The sequence below is a fragment of the Pseudomonas sp. MB-090624 genome (assembly GCF_003205245.1).
Taxonomy (GTDB): domain Bacteria; phylum Pseudomonadota; class Gammaproteobacteria; order Pseudomonadales; family Pseudomonadaceae; genus Aquipseudomonas; species Aquipseudomonas juntendi.
This window is the reverse complement of the sequence record NZ_QJRK01000009.1, coordinates 92,811-113,549: the sequence shown is the minus strand read 5'-3', so window position 1 is coordinate 113,549 and position 20,739 is coordinate 92,811. Positions and strand designations below refer to the sequence as shown.

Genomic DNA, 20,739 nt, shown 5'->3' with positions numbered 1-20,739 from the left:
TGCCCTGCGGCGGGTCAAGCCCTGTTCAGGCGTTCCCGGGTCAAGCGCAGGGCCAAGGCTTCCAGCGCCTCCTGGCGGTCGCGCATCAGTGTTCGGGCCTGGGCGTCGTAGGCACCACTGCCCAACTGCTGCATACGCTCTTCCAGCGCCTCCATGGCCTGCTCGAATTGCTGCTGGATCAGGGCGAAGTCCTGTGGGTGTTCGGCGCGCAACACCTCAATCCAGAAGTCCCGCTGGCTGATGTAGCGCGTGATGTCTTCACTCGCCTCCCCTGCCAGCACTGCATTGCAGGCACGCTCCAGGTCGGCTTCAGAGACCACGGCCAACGCACCGAACAGCATGTACCGTGGCTGGCCGATCAGATTCAAGCGTTCAGCCAGCCCTGTGCGTTAGGCCAGGCTGACCTCGACTTCCTCTTCGGCATGATCGCCGCGCTGCCAACGGCCATCCGCGTAGCGGCTGTTGATGTCCGCCCTGGCCAGTGCCAGTACGGTGTCAAGGCGGTACAGGCGCCGTGCCAGCAACAGCCGCGCATCACGGGTAGCCACAGGCTCACCGCCCTGGGTGGCGTGCAGTACCTGGTACCGGACCTCCAGGTTGCTGAAGCAATTGGCGAGATTGTCGGCGCACGCACGTGGTTCGTCGGCCAGCGCGAACAAGGCTTCGCGCAGGTCGCGGTCCACCGACAGCGCCTCGACCAGGGGCCACACCCTGGCGCCCAATTGTTCAGGCGCAAGGCGGAACTCGGCACTCTGGGTCATGCCCACCAGCAGTTCGAAGAATGCATCACTGCCCGGTTCACTGCGCAAGGCCTGCCACAGCTCGCGGCCTAGGGCCTGGTCAGCCTCTGCGCGCGTGCCCAGCCATGCGTGCATGGCCTGCTCTTGTGCACCTTCGCCAAGCATGAGCGGGACGGGCACGATTTCAGGTGCATACAGTTGCTCGCGCAACGCAGTGGGCAGCGCGTTGCCTTCCACGTCCACGACTTGCCTCACCGCGGCCGGGGCGTCGAGCAATGCCTGGGGCAGCTCGGCAATCTGGTTGTCGCGCAGATCGGCATACTCCAGGCGCGCGCACCATTGCAGGCCTGAAGGCATGCTGGTCAGCCCGGTACGCCGCAAGCGCAGCCGCTGCAGCCGGTGCAGCCCCGATACATCCAACTGTAGAGCGCCCAGCGGGTTGTCGTTCAGGTCCAGTCGGCGCAAATTGACGCAGCGCAACAACGCAGCCACTTGCCCGGCGCTGGGGCGGATGTTGTTGTTGCGCAGTATCAGCTGGGTCAGCTCGGGCATCTCTTCAAGGCCCTCAGGTAGCTCACGCAGGGCATTGTCGCTCAGGTCGAGCGTGCGCAGGTGCCGGAAGCAGCCCAGGAAACCAGAGGGCAGCGCAGGAACGTGCAAACCTGCCAGTGTCAGTTCCGCCACATGGCCAAAGCTGCTGCCCTGCGGCAACGTCGGCAACTCCCCTACCGCCATGTCAGCCACGTGCAGCCGCAGGCCGACCGGGTTGTTTTGCGCATCGAACACCCGCTCACCTTCCAGCCGCCAGGCGCGGAGCAATGCAGAGGCCAACCGCCGGCGCGCATGCCGGGCCGGGCCCATGACGCGGAACATCCAGCGCTGCAGCTCTTCGTTCAGGCGCCGGAATTCCTGTTCCTGCAGCAACAGGCTGTCGAAGGGCGAGCCGTCGATCTCTGCCATGATCCCCAGGTAACGCTCGACATCGTCATCACTGAACGACGGGTAAAGCCCACGCAGGCGGTTGCGCAACATCTGCTCGATCGACGATGCGGAAGGTAGCCTGCTGGCGCCGCCGCCGAGCAGGTAACCCAGGCGCCCGTCAGGCAAGCGTCGCATCGAGGCGCCCAGCGCCCGCGCTTCACGCCACCCAAGCAGCTTCAGCAGGTCCGAGGAACGCTCGGGTATCGCGCCTTGCAGGGCCAGGCGCAAGCTGTCGGCAGCAGCCCCACCCGTGGTACCCAGGCGCTGGCGAGACGCGCTCGGCAGGCACGCCGCCAGGACCTCGAACAGCCCAGCGGGTTCTGCCACCTCCCGTTCGGCAGGCAGGCCCTGTTCGTCATACAGGGTAAAGGCCCCGTCGCGCCAGACCATGACCAGCGTCTGCTGGCTGCCCGCCTGGGGCAGCAACCGTTCCTGCAAAGGGCCGAACACTGAGCGGTCCCGCAACTCCAGGTTGAGCATGCTTTGCGCAAACCCCTGCCGACGCAGCAGGGCAAACGCCAGCGCGACCGCATCGGGGTGATATCTGCAGCGCAGGTAGAACGCCTCGCGCGCCCTTGTCAGGCGGGCCAGTTGCAACGAGGCACGGGCCTGTTGCGCCAAGCCCAGGGGGACCCGGCCGGTGCTTTCCATCTGCGCCCGCATGGCATCGCTGGCGTGGCTCAGCACGTCGAGCGTGTAGGCGTGCGGCAAGCCGGGATAGTCGCGCGTCAGCAGGCTTTGCAAAGTGTCTGCACCGAGGTGGCAACACGAGAAGTACTCGAACATCCCTTCGCGCAGGCTCTGCGCATGCAACGCGATCTGCGCGAGCTGGGCAGGCAGCGTCTCCGCGTCGATATCCAGCTCATGCACGCACCACTGCAACAGCTCGGTATCGTTCACGGTGGTATCGAGCTGCTGGAAAAACGTCTCTATCCTGGCATCCACCGCAAACCGCTCGAGGGTGTCGCGCAGCTGAACCGGAAGGGGCCGCTCCTCAACCAGCAAACCGCGCAGAAAAGCCTCGTCGACATCGGCCACTTTCAGTACCTGCGTCAATCGCTCTGGGGCAAGTGACTGTGCGGCCGGCCACAATCGCGCCAGCAGACGTGCAGTGCCCTGCCACTCCAATGGCCGTTCGGTCACCAGGCGCCAGGCGCGCTCGCCATTGGTTTGCAAGGCTGGCCCGTAAACATCGGGACCCTCCCGGTGCAACAACCGCCAGGTACCGTTGCGATCCTCTCGCACGCTGTACAATGCCTCATCGCAACGCCACCAATGGCCGCTGCCATCGGTCAACAGACCGTTCTCCAGCGTGGTCAATGGCGCTGCTGGCAGCGCCTGGCGGTAAGGGGCCAGGTCATCGTGCCACAAGCGTGCCTGGCCCGCCTCGTTGGTCACCGGGTGCAGTTGCCCGACAAAGGCGCTGTGCAAGGCATAGGCCCCGCCAAGCACAGCGCCGTTGACCGCCAGCGAGGTGGCCACCTGCATCATGTGCTGCAAGGCCTCGTGCTGATGGCCCTGGCTCCAGTCACTGAAACCTTCGAACACCTGCCCCAGCAGTTGCCTTGCCATGTCGGCCATCAACAGCGTGCCAACCACCGGCACGAACAACCCGGCCAGGTTGAGCAACACCTCGCCGACGCCCTCCAGGGCACGCAACCGCTCAGCCGCAGCATCGCTATCGGCCTGTTCGGTGGGCACCGCCAGGTATCGGGCATCGGCCTTGATGCGCTGAATGTGCCAGGCGGCCATCTGCTCGAAGATGGGCGTCGACGTCGAGAGCCTGCGCGGTTGCAGATCAGGCTCGTCGTCTTGCAGGCGTGTGGCGAGCAACGCCTGGTAGCCGGCACGCTCGCTGAGCGCAATCCGCCGTGCAAACGCGCTGCGGTAATGGGGAGCAGCCATTGCCGCGACCAATGCGCGGTTGGCAGTGGGCCAATCAGGGTAGTACTGCAGTGGCCGAGCCTGATCATCTGGCAGGTACAACAGCACCCCTTTGAGCAGCAGCAACCTCCCTGTCCCACCGACGGCAATCGACCACGAGTCGAGCAATTCGATGACCAAGGCGCCGTCCACCCGGCAACCCAGCACCTGCAGCCCGCCCACCCGAACATAATGGCTGCCGGGGTTCGTCGGGGTCTCGCCACGACCCAGTTGGCGCAGCATGCGCACTTCATTGATCTTGAGCTGCCCCTTGAGGGTGGCAATTTCTGTAGCCAGCGCCAGTTCCAGGCGCTTGTCCAAGGCCAGGTCGCGTTCGAAGGCCGCGTTCATGATCGCTGCCAGATGCCCCTGGTAGGCCTTGCCGACATCGGCTTCCCGGCAGGCGGCCACGACCGCGTCGATAGTTGCAGGCAGGGCTTGTTCTTCACGCTCGGGCGCGATGGGCGGCCGTACCAGCGCGGTCTGCTCGAAGAACGACTCCCTGGGCTTGAAGTTCTGTAACAGCTTTTCCAGCGCAGGCACCCTGACGAAGTACGATTCGAACTGGCGGATGCCGCCAAGGTCCACACGCAGGCGCCGGCGCTCTTCACGCCAGGTCAGCCGATCGAGCGGTACAGCAAGGCCCAGGGCGCCGTTCAGGCGCGCCTCGGCAAACGCCATCAGTGGCTGCAGGTGTTCGGTAGCACTGCTGAGTGTGCGCTGGCTGGCAAGGTGCGCATCCAGTGCAGACTGCAGCGCAGCAAGGCCGACAGGGCTGGCCTTGCTTAGCCAATCAGGCAAGCGGTTGGCAATGAAGCGCTCTACCGGGTATTGGAGCCAGGGTTTTGCAGGTTGCGAGGGCATGGTCAGTGTTCCTTGACGGGGATCATGACCCCCGACTGTGCCGCCTTCCCCAGCGGCGATGGCAGCAGGAAACGATCGCCTGCCGCCAACGCCCGGCAGTCACCCCGAAGCGCGCTCAGTCCTGCTGCCCGACCCCGTGGGCAGGTCCATCGCCTCGCGGGTCAAACGCAACAGCAACGCCTCGATCGCCGCCTTGCGCTCTTCCGCCAGCCTGTCGAAATCGCGCAGGTAGGCGCCTTCATTGGCCGCCTCCGCGCTCAGCCCCTCCATGCGGCCCCAGAAAGGCGCTTCCACGGCATTGAACGCTGCTGGTTGTTCGCGCCGCAGGTACTCCTGCCAGAAATCACGTTGCGCGATGAAGCGGGGCAACTGCTCGGTAGCCTCCGCTTCACGCACCGTTGCAGCCGCTGCAGCCAATTGCTGCCGGCTGACCGCGGCGATGGTCTCGAACTGCATCGTTCTCGGCTGCCCTGGCAGGTCCAGCTCTTCAGCCAGGCCGGTGCGATACGCCAGGCTGACCTCGACTTCATCGACATGCTGCCCTTGCGCCAGGCGCGCCTTCACATCCTCTCGGGCCAGGCGCTCCACCTGTTCCAGGCGAAACAACTGCCTGGCCACACGCAAGCGGGTGAGCCGTGCGGCCACGGGTTCAACCTGTTGCAATGACTGGCGCAAATACAAGCGCACTTCCAAGGCACTGAAACAGCTCGCGACGCTGTCGGCACAGGTTCGCGGGTCGGCAGCCAGGTTGAACAGTTCTTCGCGCAACACCGTGTCGCTCTGCATCGCCTCCAGCATGCGCCACACACGCCGCCCCAGGTCATCGGGAATGACCTGATAATCGCGCGTGTCGGTCAGCTCCGTCAGCAACCGGAAGAATGCATCGCTGCCTTCTTCACGCTGAACGCCATCCCACCGGGCCTCACTGAAACCCCGCTGCGGCGCCGCGACCAACGCCAGCCAACGCTCGCGTGCGGTGGCGATGGCCAGCAAAGGCTCGTCAACGGCAGCCTCCACTGCACCTGCGGCCAGCATGCGCTGCCTGACGGCATTCGACAGCGGATTACCCGATAACTGCACCGCCCGCCGCAACCCCTCAGGCGCCTCCAGCAGCGGCTCTGGCAGTGCACCGATATGGTTGTCGCGCAAATCCGCGAGCTCCAGCAACCGGCAGCGGTGCAACTGCGCAGGTACCGTCTGCAAGTTGGCGCCGCGCAGGTGCAGTTCGCGCAGGCGCCCCAAGGTGTCCAACTGCAGCGCAATGGCGCCCAGGGGGTTGTGATTCAGATCGAGGACACGCAGGCGCGTCAGGCTGCCGAGGGTTGCAACACCCGCCGCCGTCATGCGGATCTGGTTGCCCGCCAGGCTGAGGTTGGTCAGGTGCGACAGGTGCCTGAGGTCGGCAGGCACCTCGCTCAGGCGATTGCCACTCATGTTCAACCAGCGCAGCTGGGTGAAACAGCGCAGGAAGCTGGCCGGCACATGCTCCACGGCCAGGTCGCTGAGTATCAGTTCAGCAAGATGGTTGAAATCGGTGCCCGCCGGCAGCTCCGGCAGGCTGCGCAAGGGTACGCCCGTCAGGCTCAGGCGCATGCCTTGGGACACGCCGTGCTGGTCGACGATCCGCTCGCCGATCAGGCGCCAGCTGCGTCGCAGTTCGCCTGCAGCAGACAGCCGCGCCGCCTGGCTGGCACTGTTGCGGGTACCCTCCACCCACCGTGTCAACGCGTCGCTGAACCTGCGGTACTGTTGTTCCTGCAGCAACAGATTGCAGAACGCCGAACCTGGCCGCTCCAGCAGCAGCTCCAGAAAGGTTTCCACTTCCTCTTCATTGAAACCTGGATAGAGGCTTCGAATGCGGGTACGCAACACGCGCTGGCTGAAGTTACCCGCTGCGCCCCTGCCGCTGAGCACGTAGCCGACCCGGCCATCGGGCAGGCGCCGAACAGGGTTCGGCGGCACGCCAACGTCACTGGCACCCAGTAATTTCAACAGCGCAGCACGCCCCTGCGGTAGCCAGCGTTGCAGGGCCAGGCGCAGTGCACTGCGCGCCTGGTCGCCCTGCCAACCCAGGCGTTGCCTGTCTGCCGTGGGCAGGCAGGCCAGCAGCGCTTCGTAGAATTCAAGCGGCCGCTGCGCGCTGGCCTGTAGCTCGGTACCGGCCACGTCATACAGGCGGTAGTGGCCCTCCTGCCGGACCATCACCACGTTGGCGGCGGTTTGTTCCGGCCCAGGCAGTTGCGCCAGCCGACGCCCCGCAAGCGACCCCTCACGCAGCTCCACCTGCGCTGTTGCCGGCCACTTGGCATGCTCGCGCAACAGGCAGAACACCAACTCGTCCAGGCCGGGGTGGTGGCTGCCAGCCAGAAACAGCCCTTCACGCATGCGCGTCAGCCTGGCCACTTGCAACAGCTCGCGGGCCTGCTGCGCCACCGCCAACGGCAGGCGCGCCTGGGTGCGCAGGATGACCCGCTGTTCGGTCGAGATATGCCGCAGAACCTCCAACACGTAGGCGTCTGGCAAGCCCGGAAAATCGCGGCGTATGAGCCAGGCCTGGGTGTCTGCCTTCAGATAGCGGCCGCCCAGGTAGTCCAGCAGCCGGGGGCGCAGGCTGGCCGCATGCCGGGTTACCTGCACCACCTGCTCATCCCGCGGCAGCGCTTGCAGGCCAAGGGCGTCCAGGCACCATTGCCACAGCTGACCGTCCGCACTGCCCACCTGGGCGAAGAAACGCTCGATTCGTTCACCTGCAGCAAAGCGCTCCAACGTGTCACGTAACGCGACCGGCATCGGTCGCTTCTCCACCAGCAAACCGCGCAAATGCTCCTCGGATACGTCGGCAACCCTGAGCACCTGCGCAACCCGCGCCGAGCCCAATGATGATGATGCAGGCCACAGGCGCTGCAGCAGCCTTTGGGCGCCTTGCCATTCCAGCGGCCGTTCGCCGGCCAGTTGCCAGGAGGCTTCAGCGTTCCACTCCAGGGCAGGGCCGAAGGCCTTGTCATCGGTGACGTCCTGCAAGCGCCAAGGGCCATGCTCACCCTGCGCCCGTACCCGCCAGTAGCTACCGTCGTGGTACCACCAGTGCCGAACCCCATCGCTCAGCAGGCCATTGTCCAGTTCGCGCAGTGTTCCGCTCGGCCGCGCGCTCTGGTAACGCGTCAGGTCGTTCGACCAAAGCCGTTGCTGCCCTGCATCGTTGGTGACGGGCTCCAGCCCATCGACAAAAGTACTGCGCACGAAGCCACGCGCCACCACCGTGGCGCCACCGGCAACCGCCGCTGTGACCGCCAGGTTCTCCGCCACCCCCAGCAAATGTTCGATAGCCTCATGCTGATGGCCCAGGCTCCAGTGCCTGGCCCCTTCGTAAACCTCCGACAAGGTCTGCACGACCATGTCGGCAAGCAGCAATGCCCCAACCGTCGGCACGAACAACCCCGCCAGGTTGAGCAGTGCCAGCCCTGCCGACGCCAACGCGTGCTCACGTGCCAGCGTCTGGCTGGAATCGGCATCAGCGGTGGGCACCGCCAGGAACCGCGCATCCTCGCGAATCCGTTGCAACTGCTGTAACGCCAGGCCTTCGAACTGCCCCTGCGGCAAGTTGGCGAAGGTCGGCTCCAGGTCAGGTTCATCATCGGCCAGCCGCTTGGCCAGGGTGGCGACGAACCCTGCCCGCTCATGCAAGGCAATGCGCTCCACCAGCGCCGCATACCGAGCGGGATCCTTGAACATCTCGACCAGCTCGAAGTTCACCACACGCCAGGAAACCAAGTGCCGGAAGGCAGCGTGGGCATCGTCCGACAGCACCAGTTGCACACTGCCGGCATATCGCTGGTTGTCGTTGGCAACCTCAACCACCAGTGCCCCGTGCACCGTGCAACCCAGCACCTGCAACGGGCCGCAGCGCACGGTGCGGCCGTTTGAAAGGGCAGTTCTGCGGCCTGCCACTATATCGCGCACTATCTGTACATCCTCTGCCGGCAGAAGCCCGCGTGTGGCGGCTATCTCCAGTTGCAAGGCCAGGGTTCGGCGCAGGCTGGTGGCCAGTGTTTGCTCAAAGGCAGGGGTGAACAACCGGGCCAGGTGTTCCTGGTAGCGTGCGCCCACATCGGTACTGCGGCAGGCCTCTACAATCCGTGCTGAATCATCGAGGGCCACCCGTTCCGGCACGTCGGTAGCGGGGTCTGCGGGGTATACCAGTGCCGTCTCCAGATAAAAGGATTCGCCGCTGGCAAAGTTTTGCATCAACCTCTGCAACGCCGGCACCCTCACGAAGTAGGACTCATCCGTGGGCAATTTTCCTGGCTCGACCTTGAACCTGCGCCGCTGCTCGCGCCATTCCAAGCGGTCGAGATCCAGCAGCGCGCCGCCCTCCCGGTGAAGGCCCTGGGTCAGCAAGCGGCGGGCAAACGCATCGATCGGCTGCAACTGCCGGAGTACAGCGGACATTTCAGCTTGGCTTGTGAGGTAGGCGCTATAGGCATCGCGCAGCGCCATGATTTGTGAGGCGCTGGCCCGCCTCAACCAATCAGGCAGTATCTGGCTGATGAAATCATCCGTCGCGCGTTCGAGCTTGGGGTGCAGGGGTGCCTGTGGCATGAAGGGGTGCTCCTTTGGCTGGAAACCCCCGACGCTGACGCATTGGCGCTGTGTGCAGCAGACGGAATCAGTTGCCAGCGTGGCGAGCCTGGACCACCGCGCGGTATTGCCCCGGGTTGCAGCCGAACCACTTGCGAAAGGCCTTGTAGAACGAACTGGCATCGGCAAAACCCAGCCGTTCGGCAATTTCGCCCATGGCTGGCTCGGCGCCGACCAGCCAGGTGGTGGCAAGCTCGCGCCGCACGCTGTCCTTGAGCCCCTGGTAGGTCTGCCCCTCTTCGGCCAGGCGCCTGCGCAGCGTAGAAGCAGACAGGCACAGCGTTTGCGCCAAGTGCTCCAGCGCTGGCCATTGCGCAGGTGCCTGGCGCAGCAGATCGGTACGAATGCGCCGCGCCAGGCTGGACGGGTCACGGTAACGCACCAGGATGTTGGCGGGCGCTTCGGCAAGAAAACGCTGCAATTCCTGCTCGCTGCGCCGCACTGCCAGGCCAAGGCAATCGGCGGGGATGATCATGCGCGTACGCGGGCGGCCGAACTGCAGGCTTTCGGAAAACATCACCCGGTAATCATCACAGAACGGTGGCTCGGCGCAGCGCAGGTCGATCGCCAGGATGGGGATGCGCCGCCCGGCCAGCCAGCAGGCCACGCCATGCACGATCATCCAGAAGGTGAAGTAGGTGAAGGCACGGCGCGGCTCGGCGCGCGGTTCGTTGATAACGATCTCGGCCAGGCCCGGTTGGCGCACCAGGCACGGCTGCAGGTCTTCGAGCATCAGCGCCAGAAAGCCCAGGGCCGTTTCCAGGCCTTGCCCCAGGGTTGGCTGAGCCATGCTCGCACGGCACATGAACGCCAGGCTGCCAGTGCGCAGCCCGCGAGGGTCCATGGCAAAGAACTCGTCATTGCAGCGCCGGGCCAGCAAGCGCCACAGGCGCGCATAGGATTGCGCGGCAACGCGCGCCTCGGGCAGCTCGAGGCAACTGGCATCGATGCCTGCACGCGCCAGCAGGGCGGCATTGGCTTCGCCCGCTGGGCAGGTCTGCATCAGCGCCTCACGCACCAGTTGCATGGAGATCGTATCTTTCGTGCTCATCGGTTGTTCCGGGCCCAGTCACCGGCCATCTTAGGCCGCTGGCGCGAAAACACCAGCCCTTGGGCACACCGCGCAACAGCCATGGCCGGCCGTCACTGCGGCAATTGCACCTGCGGCTTGGCCTCGGCGAAGATCGCCCAGCTGGACATGAACAGCGCCGCGATCAACGGCCCGATAACGAAGCCGTTGAGCCCGAACACCGTCAACCCACCCAATGTGGATACCAGGATCAGGTAGTCCGGCATGCGCGTATCCTTGCCTACCAGAATCGGCCGGAGCAGGTTATCCACCAGGCCGATCACCAGCACCCCGAACGCGGTCAGGATGATGCCCGGCAATATCGCCCCGGTCAGCAGGAAGTAGACGGCCACGGGGGCCCAGACAATGCCCGCGCCCACCGCCGGCAGCAGCGACAGCAACGCCATCAGCACCCCCCAGACCAGCGCACTGGGAATATCCAGCACCCAGAAGATGAAGCCACCCAACGCACCTTGGGTCACGGCCACCAGCACGTTGCCCTTGACCGTGGCCCGCACCACCCGGTTGAACTTCAGTTGCAAGCGGCGTTTCTGGTGCTCGGGCAGCGGCACGGCCAGGCGCACACGGCGGGCCACATCGGCGCCTTCACGCAGGAAGAAGAACAGCAGGTACATCATGATGCCAAAGCCGATCAGGAACTCGAACGTACCCTGGCCAAAGCTGAAGGCCTGGCTGGCCAGCACCTGGCTGCCCTGGGTCGCCCACTTGGTGATCTTGTCGCGCAAACCATCGAGGTTGCCCACGCCCAGGTGGTCCAGCCCGTTTTGCGCGAACGCCGGCAGCATGTCCTTGCCCCGTTCGACGTAACCGGCAATGTCCAGCTGCCCGCTTTCGATCCGTTGGTACAGGGTCGCGCCTTCCTGCACCAGCAGCAGGCTGGTGATGATCACCGGCAGCACTGCTACCAGCAGGCAGATCATGGTCGTGGTGATCGCTGCCAGGTTGCGCCGGCGACCAAAACGCATCACCAGGTTGCGCTGCAGCGGGGCAAACAGGATAGCCAGCACAACCGCCCAGAATATCGCGCCGTAGTACGGCAGCAGGATCCACACGAATGCGATGGTCACCAGCGCCAGGAGTACCGCGAGGGCTTTGTTCTGTAGGGCAGTTTCGTTCATTGCAGGTCCTCGAATGACGTATGCGATATTAGTTCGCGCCGCTTGGCCAAAAGTGCCGCTACATCCGTTGATATATATCAAAACATGCACCAGCCCCGTGCCTTAGCATCCGCGCCCTTTGCCCCGGTGCGCACCATGACCCTGATCAGCAAGCCCGAACTCCTGGCCCCTGCCGGCACCCTCAAGACCATGCGCTATGCCTTTGCCTATGGCGCCGACGCGGTCTATGCCGGCCAGCCGCGCTACAGCTTGCGGGTGCGCAACAACGAGTTCGACCACACCAACCTGGCACTGGGCATTGCCCAGGCCCACGCGCTGGGCAAGCGCTTCTACGTCGTGGTCAACATCGCCCCGCACAACGCCAAGCTGAAGACATTCCTCAAGGACCTGGCACCGGTGATCGCCATGGCGCCGGACGCGCTGATCATGTCCGACCCCGGCTTGATCATGCTGGTGCGCCAGCATTTTCCGGACATGCCGTTGCACCTGTCGGTACAGGCCAACACGGTAAACTGGGCCAGCGTGCAGTTCTGGCAAGGCATGGGCCTTGGCCGGGTGATCCTGTCACGCGAGTTGTCACTGGAAGAAATCGGCGAAATCCGCCAACAGGTGCCGGGCATGGAGCTGGAAGTGTTCGTGCATGGCGCCCTGTGCATGGCCTACTCCGGCCGCTGCCTGTTGTCGGGTTACCTCAACAAGCGTGATGCCAACCAGGGCACCTGCACCAACGCCTGCCGCTGGAAGTACGATGCCACGCCCGCCACCGAGAACGCCGTGGGCGACATCGTTCGCCAAGTGCAGCCCACCCTGGGCCTGGGCGCCCCTACCGACCAGGTGTTCCTGCTGCAGGAAAGCAACCGGCCCGGTAGCGAAATGCCGGCGTTCGAAGATGAGCACGGTACCTACATCATGAATGCCAAGGACCTGCGCGCCATCCAGCACGTGGAACGCCTGGTCGGCATGGGCGTGCATTCGCTGAAGATCGAGGGCCGCACCAAGTCGCATTTCTACTGCGCCCGCGCCGTGCAGGCGTACCGCCAGGCAATCGATGACGCAGTGGCCGGGCGCCCCTTCGACCGCGCGCTGATGGACAACCTGGAGTCGCTGGCACAACGCGGCTACACCGAAGGTTTTCTGCGCCGCCACGTGCACGACGAGTACCAGAACTACCAGCGTGGCAACTCGGTGTCCGAGCGCCAGCAGTTCGTTGGCGAGCTGACCGGGGTGCGCGTCGACGGCCTGGCCGAGGTCAAGGTGAAGAACCGCTTCAGGGTGGGCGACCACCTCGAGCTGATGACCCCGCGCGGCAACTACCATTTCGACTTGCAGCGCCTGTGCAACGGTCAGCGGCAGGCCATCGAGGTAGCGCCGGGTGATGGCCACGTGGTCTACCTGCCGATTCCGGAACAGGTCGCCCTCGACCACGCGTTGCTGATGCGTGACCTTGCCCCCGAAGCAGCCACCTGCTGAGAATCCTGTACTATGGACCGGTTTGCTCTGAAGGAGTGTTGCGACATGCTGCGTAAACATCTGTTGACCCTGGGCCTGCTGGCCATGAGCGGCCTGGCCCAGGCTGGCGACACCATCGACGTGTACCGCGACCCCAACTGCGGCTGCTGCAAGGCCTGGATCAGCCACCTGCGCGATAACGGTTTCACCGTCAACGACCATGTCGAACCGAACATGAGCGCGGTCAAGCAGCGCCTGGGCGTGGCCCCACGCCTGGTTTCGTGCCATACCGGTGTGATCGACGGCAAGTTCGTCGAAGGCCACGTGCCGGCCGAACAGGTACGCCTGTTGAGCCAGCGCAACGACCTCAAGGGCCTGGCCGTGCCGGGCATGCCGATGGGCTCACCGGGCATGGAAATGGGCGACCACAAGGATGCCTACCAGGTGATCGGGGTGACCCAGGGCGGCCAGGACACCGTGGTCGCCAACTACTGATGCTCGGCCTGTGGGCGCTGTTTTTCAGTGCCTTTGGCGCCGCCACCCTGCTGCCGCTGCAATCGGAAGCCGTGCTGGTCGGGCTGTTACTGGGTCAGCCCGAGGCCTGGGCCACCCTGCTGCTGGTCGCCACCTTGGGCAACGTGCTCGGTTCGGTGGTGAACTGGCTGTTGGGCCGGGCCATCGAGCACCTGCGCGACAAGCGCTGGTTCCCCTTCAGCACCGCGCAGTTGGCGCGTGCGCAGCAACGCTACCAGCGCTGGGGCCAATGGTCGCTGCTGCTCAGCTGGATGCCGGTGATTGGCGACCCCTTGACGCTGATTGCCGGGATCATGCGCGAACCGTTCTGGCGCTTCCTGCTGCTGGTGAGCGTGGCCAAAGCAGGGCGCTATGCAGTGCTCACCATGATCACCCTGGGCTGGTTTCACGCTCGGTAACACCTTTCGCCCTCCCCTTGGTCCATGGGCTGTTACAGTGCTTTTTTCCTACAAGGTTCTACAGGGAGTTCCCCCATGCTGCGCGCAACAGCTCTGGCCTTGGCGTGCCTGGCCGGCGGTTCGGCCGTCGCTGCCGAATCGCCCACCTTCGGCCCCCAGCTCGAAGGTTTCCGTTACCCGCATCCGCTCCAGCATTTCGACTTCAAGTCCCAGGGCCAGGCCCTGCAGATGGGCTACATGGACGTGCCTGCACAAGGCCAGGCCAACGGCCACAGCGTGGTGTTGATGCACGGCAAGAACTTCTGCGCCGCTACCTGGGAAACCACCATCGAGGCGCTGAGCAAGGCCGGCTACCGAGTGATCGCCGTCGACCAGGTCGGCTTCTGCACGTCCAGCAAACCGGCGCACTATCAGTACAGCTTCCAGCAGCTGGCAGACAATACCCATGCCCTGCTGGAGCGCCTGGGGGTCAAGCGTGCCAGCGTGCTCGGCCACTCGACAGGCGGCATGCTCGCCACCCGCTACGCGCTGATGTACCCGCAACAGGTCGAGCGGCTGGCGATGGTCAACCCGATCGGCCTGGAAGACTGGAAGGCGCTTGGCGTGCCCTACCGTACCGTGGACCAGTGGTATGCCCGCGAGCTGAAGCTCAATGCCGAGGGTGTACGCGAGTATGAGCGCAAAACGTATTACGCGGGCCGCTGGAAGCCGGAATACGAGCGCTGGGTGCAGATGCTGGTGGGGCTCAACCAGGGCCCCGGGCATGAAGCGGTGGCGTGGAACTCGGCATTGATCTACGACATGATCTTCACCCAGCCGGTGTACCACGAGTTCAAGGACCTGCAGATGCCCACCTTGCTGATGATCGGCGACAAGGACAGCACGGCGATCGGCAGTGATATCGCGCCGCCGCAGGTCAAGGCCAGGCTGGGCAAGTACGCCGAACTGGGGCCGCAGGTGACCAAGCTGATCCCCAAGGGTGAGCTGATCACCTTCGAAGGCATGGGGCACGCGCCGCAGATCGAAGAGCCGGTCAGGTTCAACCGCACGCTGATCGAATGGTTGGGGCGCTGAGCGGCTGTCGGGCTTAGCCCCCTCCAAACCGCTGCAGTTGCATCTCCCGTAGCCGGCTCAGGGTGCGTTGAAAAGGGAACGCCAGGTACCCCTGGGTGTAGAGGGCATCCAACGGTACGTGCGCCTCCAGGTACAACGCCACCCGGCGGTCATAACATTCGTCGACCAGGGCAATGAACCGGCGCACCGCGTCGTCCTTGGGCGACAAGGCGGGTAGCTGGCGATCGCCCGCCACTACCCGCAGCGCCGCATCCTCGGTGCCACGGGCAATGCGCCCCGCCCGCTGTTCACCGCCCAGCGCCGGCACTGCCGATAACAGAATGGCTGCAAAACGGTCGCACAAAGCCATGAAATCCACGGCTGCCAGGGGTTGCTCGCACAGGTCGGCAAAACGGCACCAGATGGCGTGGTCATTGCGGCGCACCACCTGGACTTGCCGGGTGCCGATCGGCAACGGCCGGTCGGTGCCGCCATCGTCGGGGCCAAGCTGGCGGAACACCTCGCCCAGCCGACTGGCCTGCCCCGCCTCTACCACCCAGTAGCGCTGCTGCGCTGCGCCGGGGTGCAGGCGGTGATCCTGCCCGCCAGCCACCGGCAGCACCTGCATGTGGCGCTGGATTGCGGCGATAGCCGGCAGGAAGCGCTCGCGGTTGAAACCGTCGCGGTACAGTTGCTCGGGTGGCTGATTGGACGTGGCGACAACCACCACGCCCTCGTCGAACAGCACCTGGAACAGCCGGCCAAGAATGATCGCATCGCCAATGTCGTTGACGAACAGTTCGTCGAAGCACAACACCCGGATCTGGCCGGCGAGCTCCCGGGCCAGCGCTTGCAATGGGTCGGCAGTGCCGTTCAGCTGAAACAGGCGCTGGTGCACCCACGCCATGAAATGGTGGAAATGCTGGCGTCGGCTGGGCACGGTGAGGCAGCGATGGAACTGGTCCATCAGCCAGGTCTTGCCACGGCCGACCGGCCCCCATAGGTATATACCCTGGGCCGGGCGGCCCTGTCCAAGGGCCTGAAAACAGCCCTGCAAGGCGTCAACGGCGCGCGCCTGGGCAGGGTCGGCGACATAGCCCTGGGTAGCCAGGGCTTGCTGGTAAAGGAATTGCGGGGTCATGGCCATGCCGCATTCTACACGGCCAAGGGCGCGCCAGGTTCAGGGCTCCTTGCTCAGGCCGACCTTGAGCAGCGCGCCGTCCTTGTCATCGGTGAGTACGTACACATACCCATCCGGCCCCACCCGTACATCGCGGATGCGCGCTTTCAGATCACCGAGCAGGCGCTCTTCATGCACCACCTTGTCACCCTTCAATTGCAAGCGGATCAGTTCCTGCGTGGCCAGCGCACCAATGAACAGGTTGTGGTCCCACGCCTTGAAGGTGGGGCTGTCGTAAAACGCCATCCCGCTGATGCCCGGCGACTTCTCCCAGACATGGTGTGGGTCGACCATACCCTTGACATGCTTGCCCTTGGCCTCGGGAATCGGCAGCAGCGAATAATTGATGCCATGGGTGGCGACCGGCCAACCGTAGTTCTTGCCGGCCTCGGGAATATTGATTTCATCACCACCGCGCGGGCCGTGTTCGTGGGTCCACAGCTTGCCAGTCCAGGGGTTGAGCGCAGCACCTTGCTGGTTGCGGTGGCCATACGACCAGATTTCCGGCCGCACATTGCCCCGGCCGACAAACGGGTTGTCCTTGGGCACCTCGCCATCTGGCCAGATTCGCACGACCTTGCCCTGCAGTTTGTCCAGGTCCTGCGCGGTAGCGCGCTGGTTGTTCTCGCCCAGGGCGATGAACAGGTAGCCATCGCGGTCGAACACAAGCCGCGAGCCGAAATGGTTACCCACCGACAGCTTGGGCTGCTGGCGGAAGATCACGTTGAAGTTCTCCAGCCGGGCGCGGTCTTCGGACAATTGCCCGCGGCCGACCGCCGTGCCGGCCTTGCCGTCACTGCCCTCCTCGGCGAAGGACAGGTAGACCGTGCGGTCTTTGGCGAAGTCTGGCGACAACGCCACATCCAGCAGGCCACCCTGGCCCTCGGCCCACACTTTCGGCACGCCATTGATGGGCGGGCCGACCTTGCCCTCGGCGTTGACCAGGCGCAGGTTGCCGGCACGCTCGGTGACCAGCATGTCCTTGCCACCCGGCAGGAAAGCCAGTGCCCATGGGTTGCGCAGGCCATCGGCCACGGTGCTGACGGTCAGGCTGCCTTCTTCACTGGGAAACTGCTGTTCGGACGCGGCCTGGGCCAGCAGGGGCAGCAGCGCAGCGGCGGTCAGGGTGGCTAGCCAGGGTGCTCGGAGCATGCACAATTCCTTTCAAGTGGGCTTATGGCGCACGCGGGTTGTCGCGCGCTGGCCGGGACGGTTCCAGGTTCGGGGTTTGCTGCTGGCGACGCAGGTTGTCGCCATTGCCGATGCCGCGGTTGTCCAGCGTGGGCACACGCTGTTGCGGCTCGGTAGACGGGCCGCGCACCGGCGGGGTGGCCGGCAGGCTGCCTTGGCGGCTGTTGGGGTTGGCGCGCTGAATCGGGCTGTTGTACGGGTTGCGGTAGTCGGCAGCGAGCTGCAACGGTGGCTGTGGAGCCGCGTGCACGGGCAGGCACAAGGCCAGGCCAAGGGCCAGCGTGGGCAATGTCGGACTCATGCTTCACCTCCTGTACGAAAACGCGGCGCCTGCTGGCTTTGATAGCCTGAGGCGCCAGGGGTTCGCGGCCAGATGTGTGAAAGCAGGTGGAGTTGCATCCTGATGTTTCAGCAGGCGCAGCGGAGGCGGCTGGCGGCCCCCCCTTATTGGCCGGTATCGACCTTGTGCCGGGCGGCATACAGGCACAGCATCTCCATCGCCAGGGTTGCCCCGGCCAGGGCGGTGATGTCGGCATGGTCGTAAGCCGGTGCCACTTCCACCAAGTCCATGCCGACCAGGTTGATGCCACGCAGCCCGCCGAGAATCTCCAGTGCCTGCACCGTGCTCAAGCCACCACACACCGGCGTGCCGGTGCCAGGCGCGTAGGCCGGGTCCAGGCAGTCGATATCGAAGGTCAGGTACACCGGGCGCTCGCCCACGCGCTGGCGAATCGCCGCAATGACCGCCTCGGCGCCCTGCCGGTGCACCTGCCGGGCGTCCAGGATGGCGAAGCCCTGGCTGTCGTCGTTGGTGGTCCGCAGGCCGATCTGCACCGAGTGGGCGGGGTCGACCAGGCCTTCACGGGCGGCATGCCAGAACATGGTGCCGTGATCGATGCGCTTGCCCTCCTCGTCCGGCCAGGTGTCGCTGTGCGCATCGAAATGCACCAGCGCCAACGGGCCATGGTGGCGGGCATGGGCCTTCAACAGTGGGTAACTGATGAAATGGTCGCCGCCCAGGGTGAGCATCGCGCAGCCGGCTTGCAGAATGTGTTCGGCATGGGCTTCGATGCTGCCGGGTACCGACTGCGGCGTGCCGCTGTCGAAGGCGCAGTCGCCATAGTCGATCACCGCCAGGTGGTCGAAGGGGTCGAACGCCCACGGCCAGTGGCGGGCCCACGCCTGCTGCACCGAGGCGGCACGAATGGCCCTGGGGCCGAAGCGTGCGCCGGGCCGGTTGCTGGTGGCGGTATCGAACGGTACGCCGCTGACCACCACATCCACCCCACGCAGGTCGCGGCTGTAGCGGCGGCGAGCAAAACTGGTGATGCCGGCATAGGTACTTTCGGCGGCAGTGCCATACAGGCTGTCGCGGGTAATGGCCTGGTCGTTGTTCAAGGCTTGCTCCACGGTCGGGCTCCTCGGTCTGCAGGGTTATTGGCGGCTGCGAAAGGCAGTCCACAGGCGGTTGCGCTGGCGCAGGTCGGCCAGGGCCATGCTGCGGTCGGCGAACAGCCGCTGACGGACTTCGGCCGGCGGGTAGATATCCGGGTCGGTGCGCACGGCTTCATCCACCAGCGGCGTGGCGGCCTGGTTGGCGTTGGCGAAAAACAGCGTGTTGGTCAGCGCCGCCACCGACTCGGGCTTGAGCATGAAGGCGATGAACGCCCGCGCCGCCTCCGGGTGCGGTGCATCCTTGGGGATGGCCAGGTTGTCTTGCCACACCAGCGTGCCCTCGCGGGGGATGCGGTAGATCAGCTCGAACGGCTTGCCGGCACGCCGGGCCTGGTCGGCGGCCATGGCGGCATCGCCGTTGTAGGTCAGCGCCAGGCACACGCTGCCGTTGGCCAGGTCGCTGATCTGCCGGCCATTGGCAACGTAGCTGATCGACGGCTGCAATTGGCCCAGCAGCTTCTGGGCAGCTGCCGGGTCTTCCTTGCTCTGGCTGTACGGGTCCTTGCCCAGGTAGTTCAGGGCCACCCCGATCACTTCCTGCGGCGAGTCCGGCATGGCGATACCGCAGTCTTTCAGGCGGCTGGCGTACTCGGGCTTGAACAGCAGGTCGAGGCTGTCCAGCGGTACCTCGCCCAGGCGCTGGCGCACCGCCTGTACGTTCACCCCCAGGCCCAGCGTGCCCCAGGTGTAAGGCACCGCGTAACGGTTGCCGGGGTCGGCCTCGGCGAGCTTGGCCAGCAGGTCGCGGTCGAGGTTGGCATAGCCGGGCATGGCCTGGGCCTGCAACGGCTGCAGGGCATTGGCCTTCAGCGCCCGCGCCAGCACCGTGGCGGACGGCACGACAACGTCGTAACCGCTGCCCCCGGTAAGCAGCTTGGTTTCCAGCACTTCGGTGGTATCGAAGGTGTCGTAGCGGACCTTGTAGCCGGTCTCCTGCTCGAAGCGCTGCAGGGTCTGCGGGGCGACATAGTCGGCCCAGCTGTAAAGGTTCACGACTTTCTCTTCGGCTTGCAGCGGCAAGGCCAGTACCAGCGACAACAGGCACAACGATGAACGCATGACAGACACCTCGGCAAATGGGTGGATGCCGCGAGCATGTCAGCCGGGTTACATTGAAGAAATGGCAAGTTTGCAAAGCTGACATTCACCAGGAGCAATGCAATGCTCGGACAAGTGCATGACCCCGACCTGCACCTGCTGCGGCTGTTCGTCACTGTAGCCGAGGCCGGTGGCTTCAGCGCTGCACAGGGGCTGCTGGGCTTGAGCCAGCCCACCATCAGCCAACGCATGGCCCAGCTGGAAACACGCCTGGGCTACCGCCTGTGCAGCCGGGGCAAGGGTGGTTTCCGGCTGACCGAGAAAGGCCGGATGCTGTTGGAAGCCACGCGCACGCTGCTGCTGAACATCGAGCAGTTCCGCCAGCAGGCCAACGGTGTTGCCGGGCGACTGCTGGGCACCGTGCGCATCGGCCTGGCGGAAAACCAGGACAAGCAGGTGAGCCTCAAGCTGGCGGCGGCGATCGCGGCATTTCGCCGCCGCGTCGAGTCGGTGCAACTGGAACTGATCAGTGCGCCACCGGCGGAGCTGGAGCGGTTGTTGCTGGAGCAGCGGCTGGACTACGCCATCAGCTATTTTTCCGGTAAACAGGCGGCGTTCGACTATCAGCCCTTGTTCGAGGAACGGCAGCGGCTGTACTGCGGCAAAGGGCATCCCTTGTTCGGCATGCCGCAGGTGCCGCGCCAGCGTTTGCTGGAGCAGGACCAAGTGCGCCACCCGTACCGTTTCATCGAGGGCGACGAGCCGTTCCAGAGCAGGCACGGCATGGCGGTGGCAGAACAGATCGAGAGCGTGCTGACGTTCATTCTGTCGGGCAGGCACATTGGTTATCTGCCGTGTCACAGCGCCCTGGCCTGGGAAGCCGAGGGGCAACTGTGGGCGCTGGACCCGGGGCTGGATTTTGTCGTGCCGTTTACCCTGGCCCGGCACCGGGCCCAGGTGGCCGGCGAGGCACAGCAGGCATTCGCCGAAGATGTATTGGCGGCCTTCGCCTGAAAGCCAAGCACGGTGCCTGTAGGAGCGGCCTTGCGTCGCGAAGGGCCGCAAAGCGGCCCCGGCAACCACTACT

The 20,739-nt window shown here is 65.0% G+C and carries 13 protein-coding genes and 1 pseudogene; 5 read left to right on the top strand and 9 right to left on the bottom strand.

The genetic code is table 11. From position 1 onward, the window contains the following. Nucleotides 1-14: 14 nt before the first annotated feature. The 4 genes and pseudogenes from DMX12_RS30250 to DMX12_RS07035 all read right to left on the bottom strand — a co-directional run bounded on the left by DMX12_RS30250 (nt 15) and on the right by DMX12_RS07035 (nt 11,354). Nucleotides 15-4,325, bottom strand: a pseudogene (locus tag DMX12_RS30250) (NEL-type E3 ubiquitin ligase domain-containing protein). Between the two features lie 282 nt (nt 4,326-4,607). Continuing rightward, on the bottom strand, nt 4,608-9,107 hold the full coding sequence (locus DMX12_RS07045) for an NEL-type E3 ubiquitin ligase domain-containing protein (protein ID WP_177411247.1): 4,500 nt from the start codon (nt 9,105-9,107) through the stop codon (nt 4,608-4,610). A gap of 67 nt (nt 9,108-9,174) precedes the next feature. Beyond that, nucleotides 9,175-10,197, bottom strand: coding sequence for an AraC family transcriptional regulator (locus DMX12_RS07040; protein ID WP_054904903.1), 1,023 nt, complete (start codon nt 10,195-10,197; stop codon nt 9,175-9,177). Between the two features lie 92 nt (nt 10,198-10,289). Continuing rightward, nucleotides 10,290-11,354, bottom strand: a complete 1,065-nt coding sequence (locus tag DMX12_RS07035) for an AI-2E family transporter (protein ID WP_009684185.1) — start codon at nt 11,352-11,354, stop codon at nt 10,290-10,292. A gap of 135 nt (nt 11,355-11,489) precedes the next feature. On the opposite strand from DMX12_RS07035, the gene yegQ reads away from it, so the two are divergent. From yegQ to DMX12_RS07015, 4 genes are all read left to right on the top strand, one after another. After that, nucleotides 11,490-12,824, top strand: a complete 1,335-nt coding sequence (yegQ, locus tag DMX12_RS07030) for a tRNA 5-hydroxyuridine modification protein YegQ (protein ID WP_110676837.1) — start codon at nt 11,490-11,492, stop codon at nt 12,822-12,824. 45 nt (nt 12,825-12,869) lie between these two features. After that, the gene (locus DMX12_RS07025; RefSeq protein ID WP_110676835.1) at nt 12,870-13,298 is read left to right on the top strand and encodes a DUF411 domain-containing protein; all 429 of its coding nucleotides are present in this window, start codon (nt 12,870-12,872) and stop codon (nt 13,296-13,298) included. Beyond that, nucleotides 13,298-13,735 carry a YqaA family protein gene (locus DMX12_RS07020; RefSeq protein ID WP_009684188.1) on the top strand — a complete coding sequence of 146 codons (438 nt, stop codon included), beginning with the start codon at nt 13,298-13,300 and terminating at the stop codon, nt 13,733-13,735. The genes DMX12_RS07025 and DMX12_RS07020 overlap by 1 nt, the downstream gene beginning before the upstream one ends. Nucleotides 13,736-13,810: 75 nt before the next feature. Beyond that, nucleotides 13,811-14,809, top strand: a complete 999-nt coding sequence (locus DMX12_RS07015) for an alpha/beta fold hydrolase (RefSeq protein ID WP_110676833.1) — start codon at nt 13,811-13,813, stop codon at nt 14,807-14,809. Between the two features lie 13 nt (nt 14,810-14,822). Here DMX12_RS07015 and zapE read toward each other — a convergent pair whose 3' ends face one another. The 5 genes from zapE to DMX12_RS06990 form a co-directional block, all read right to left on the bottom strand. After that, nucleotides 14,823-15,935 carry a cell division protein ZapE gene (zapE, locus tag DMX12_RS07010; protein WP_110676832.1) on the bottom strand — a complete coding sequence of 371 codons (1,113 nt, stop codon included), beginning with the start codon at nt 15,933-15,935 and terminating at the stop codon, nt 14,823-14,825. 33 nt (nt 15,936-15,968) lie between these two features. Beyond that, nucleotides 15,969-17,120, bottom strand: a complete 1,152-nt coding sequence (locus DMX12_RS07005; protein WP_110676829.1) for a PQQ-dependent sugar dehydrogenase — start codon at nt 17,118-17,120, stop codon at nt 15,969-15,971. A 22-nt stretch (nt 17,121-17,142) separates the two neighbouring features. After that, nucleotides 17,143-17,460 carry a hypothetical protein gene (locus tag DMX12_RS07000; RefSeq protein WP_009684192.1) on the bottom strand — a complete coding sequence of 106 codons (318 nt, stop codon included), beginning with the start codon at nt 17,458-17,460 and terminating at the stop codon, nt 17,143-17,145. A 143-nt stretch (nt 17,461-17,603) separates the two neighbouring features. Then, nucleotides 17,604-18,569 carry an agmatinase gene (gene speB / locus DMX12_RS06995; RefSeq protein ID WP_110676827.1) on the bottom strand — a complete coding sequence of 322 codons (966 nt, stop codon included), beginning with the start codon at nt 18,567-18,569 and terminating at the stop codon, nt 17,604-17,606. Between the two features lie 24 nt (nt 18,570-18,593). Continuing rightward, nucleotides 18,594-19,673, bottom strand: a complete 1,080-nt coding sequence (locus DMX12_RS06990) for an extracellular solute-binding protein (protein ID WP_110676825.1) — start codon at nt 19,671-19,673, stop codon at nt 18,594-18,596. 102 nt (nt 19,674-19,775) lie between these two features. Here DMX12_RS06990 and DMX12_RS06985 point away from each other — a divergent pair, with 102 nt between their 5' ends. Then, on the top strand, nt 19,776-20,666 hold the full coding sequence (locus tag DMX12_RS06985; RefSeq protein ID WP_110676823.1) for a LysR family transcriptional regulator: 891 nt from the start codon (nt 19,776-19,778) through the stop codon (nt 20,664-20,666). Nucleotides 20,667-20,739 lie beyond the last annotated feature (73 nt).

Excerpts from the sequence above, each read along its gene's own strand:
- zapE (WP_110676832.1), bottom strand. The coding sequence starts at position 15,935 with ATGGCCATGACCCCGCAATTCCTTTACCAGCAAGCCCTGGCTACCCAG.
- DMX12_RS07000 (WP_009684192.1), bottom strand. The coding sequence starts at position 17,460 with ATGAGTCCGACATTGCCCACGCTGGCCCTTGGCCTGGCCTTGTGCCTG.
- yegQ (WP_110676837.1), top strand. The coding sequence starts at position 11,490 with ATGACCCTGATCAGCAAGCCCGAACTCCTGGCCCCTGCCGGCACCCTC.
- DMX12_RS06985 (WP_110676823.1), top strand. The coding sequence starts at position 19,776 with ATGCTCGGACAAGTGCATGACCCCGACCTGCACCTGCTGCGGCTGTTC.
- DMX12_RS06990 (WP_110676825.1), bottom strand. The coding sequence starts at position 19,673 with ATGCGTTCATCGTTGTGCCTGTTGTCGCTGGTACTGGCCTTGCCGCTG.
- DMX12_RS07035 (WP_009684185.1), bottom strand. The coding sequence starts at position 11,354 with ATGAACGAAACTGCCCTACAGAACAAAGCCCTCGCGGTACTCCTGGCG.
- DMX12_RS07015 (WP_110676833.1), top strand. The coding sequence starts at position 13,811 with ATGCTGCGCGCAACAGCTCTGGCCTTGGCGTGCCTGGCCGGCGGTTCG.
- DMX12_RS07040 (WP_054904903.1), bottom strand. The coding sequence starts at position 10,197 with ATGAGCACGAAAGATACGATCTCCATGCAACTGGTGCGTGAGGCGCTG.
- DMX12_RS07045 (WP_177411247.1), bottom strand. The coding sequence starts at position 9,107 with ATGCCACAGGCACCCCTGCACCCCAAGCTCGAACGCGCGACGGATGAT.
- DMX12_RS07020 (WP_009684188.1), top strand. The coding sequence starts at position 13,298 with ATGCTCGGCCTGTGGGCGCTGTTTTTCAGTGCCTTTGGCGCCGCCACC.
- DMX12_RS07025 (WP_110676835.1), top strand. The coding sequence starts at position 12,870 with ATGCTGCGTAAACATCTGTTGACCCTGGGCCTGCTGGCCATGAGCGGC.
- DMX12_RS07005 (WP_110676829.1), bottom strand. The coding sequence starts at position 17,120 with ATGCTCCGAGCACCCTGGCTAGCCACCCTGACCGCCGCTGCGCTGCTG.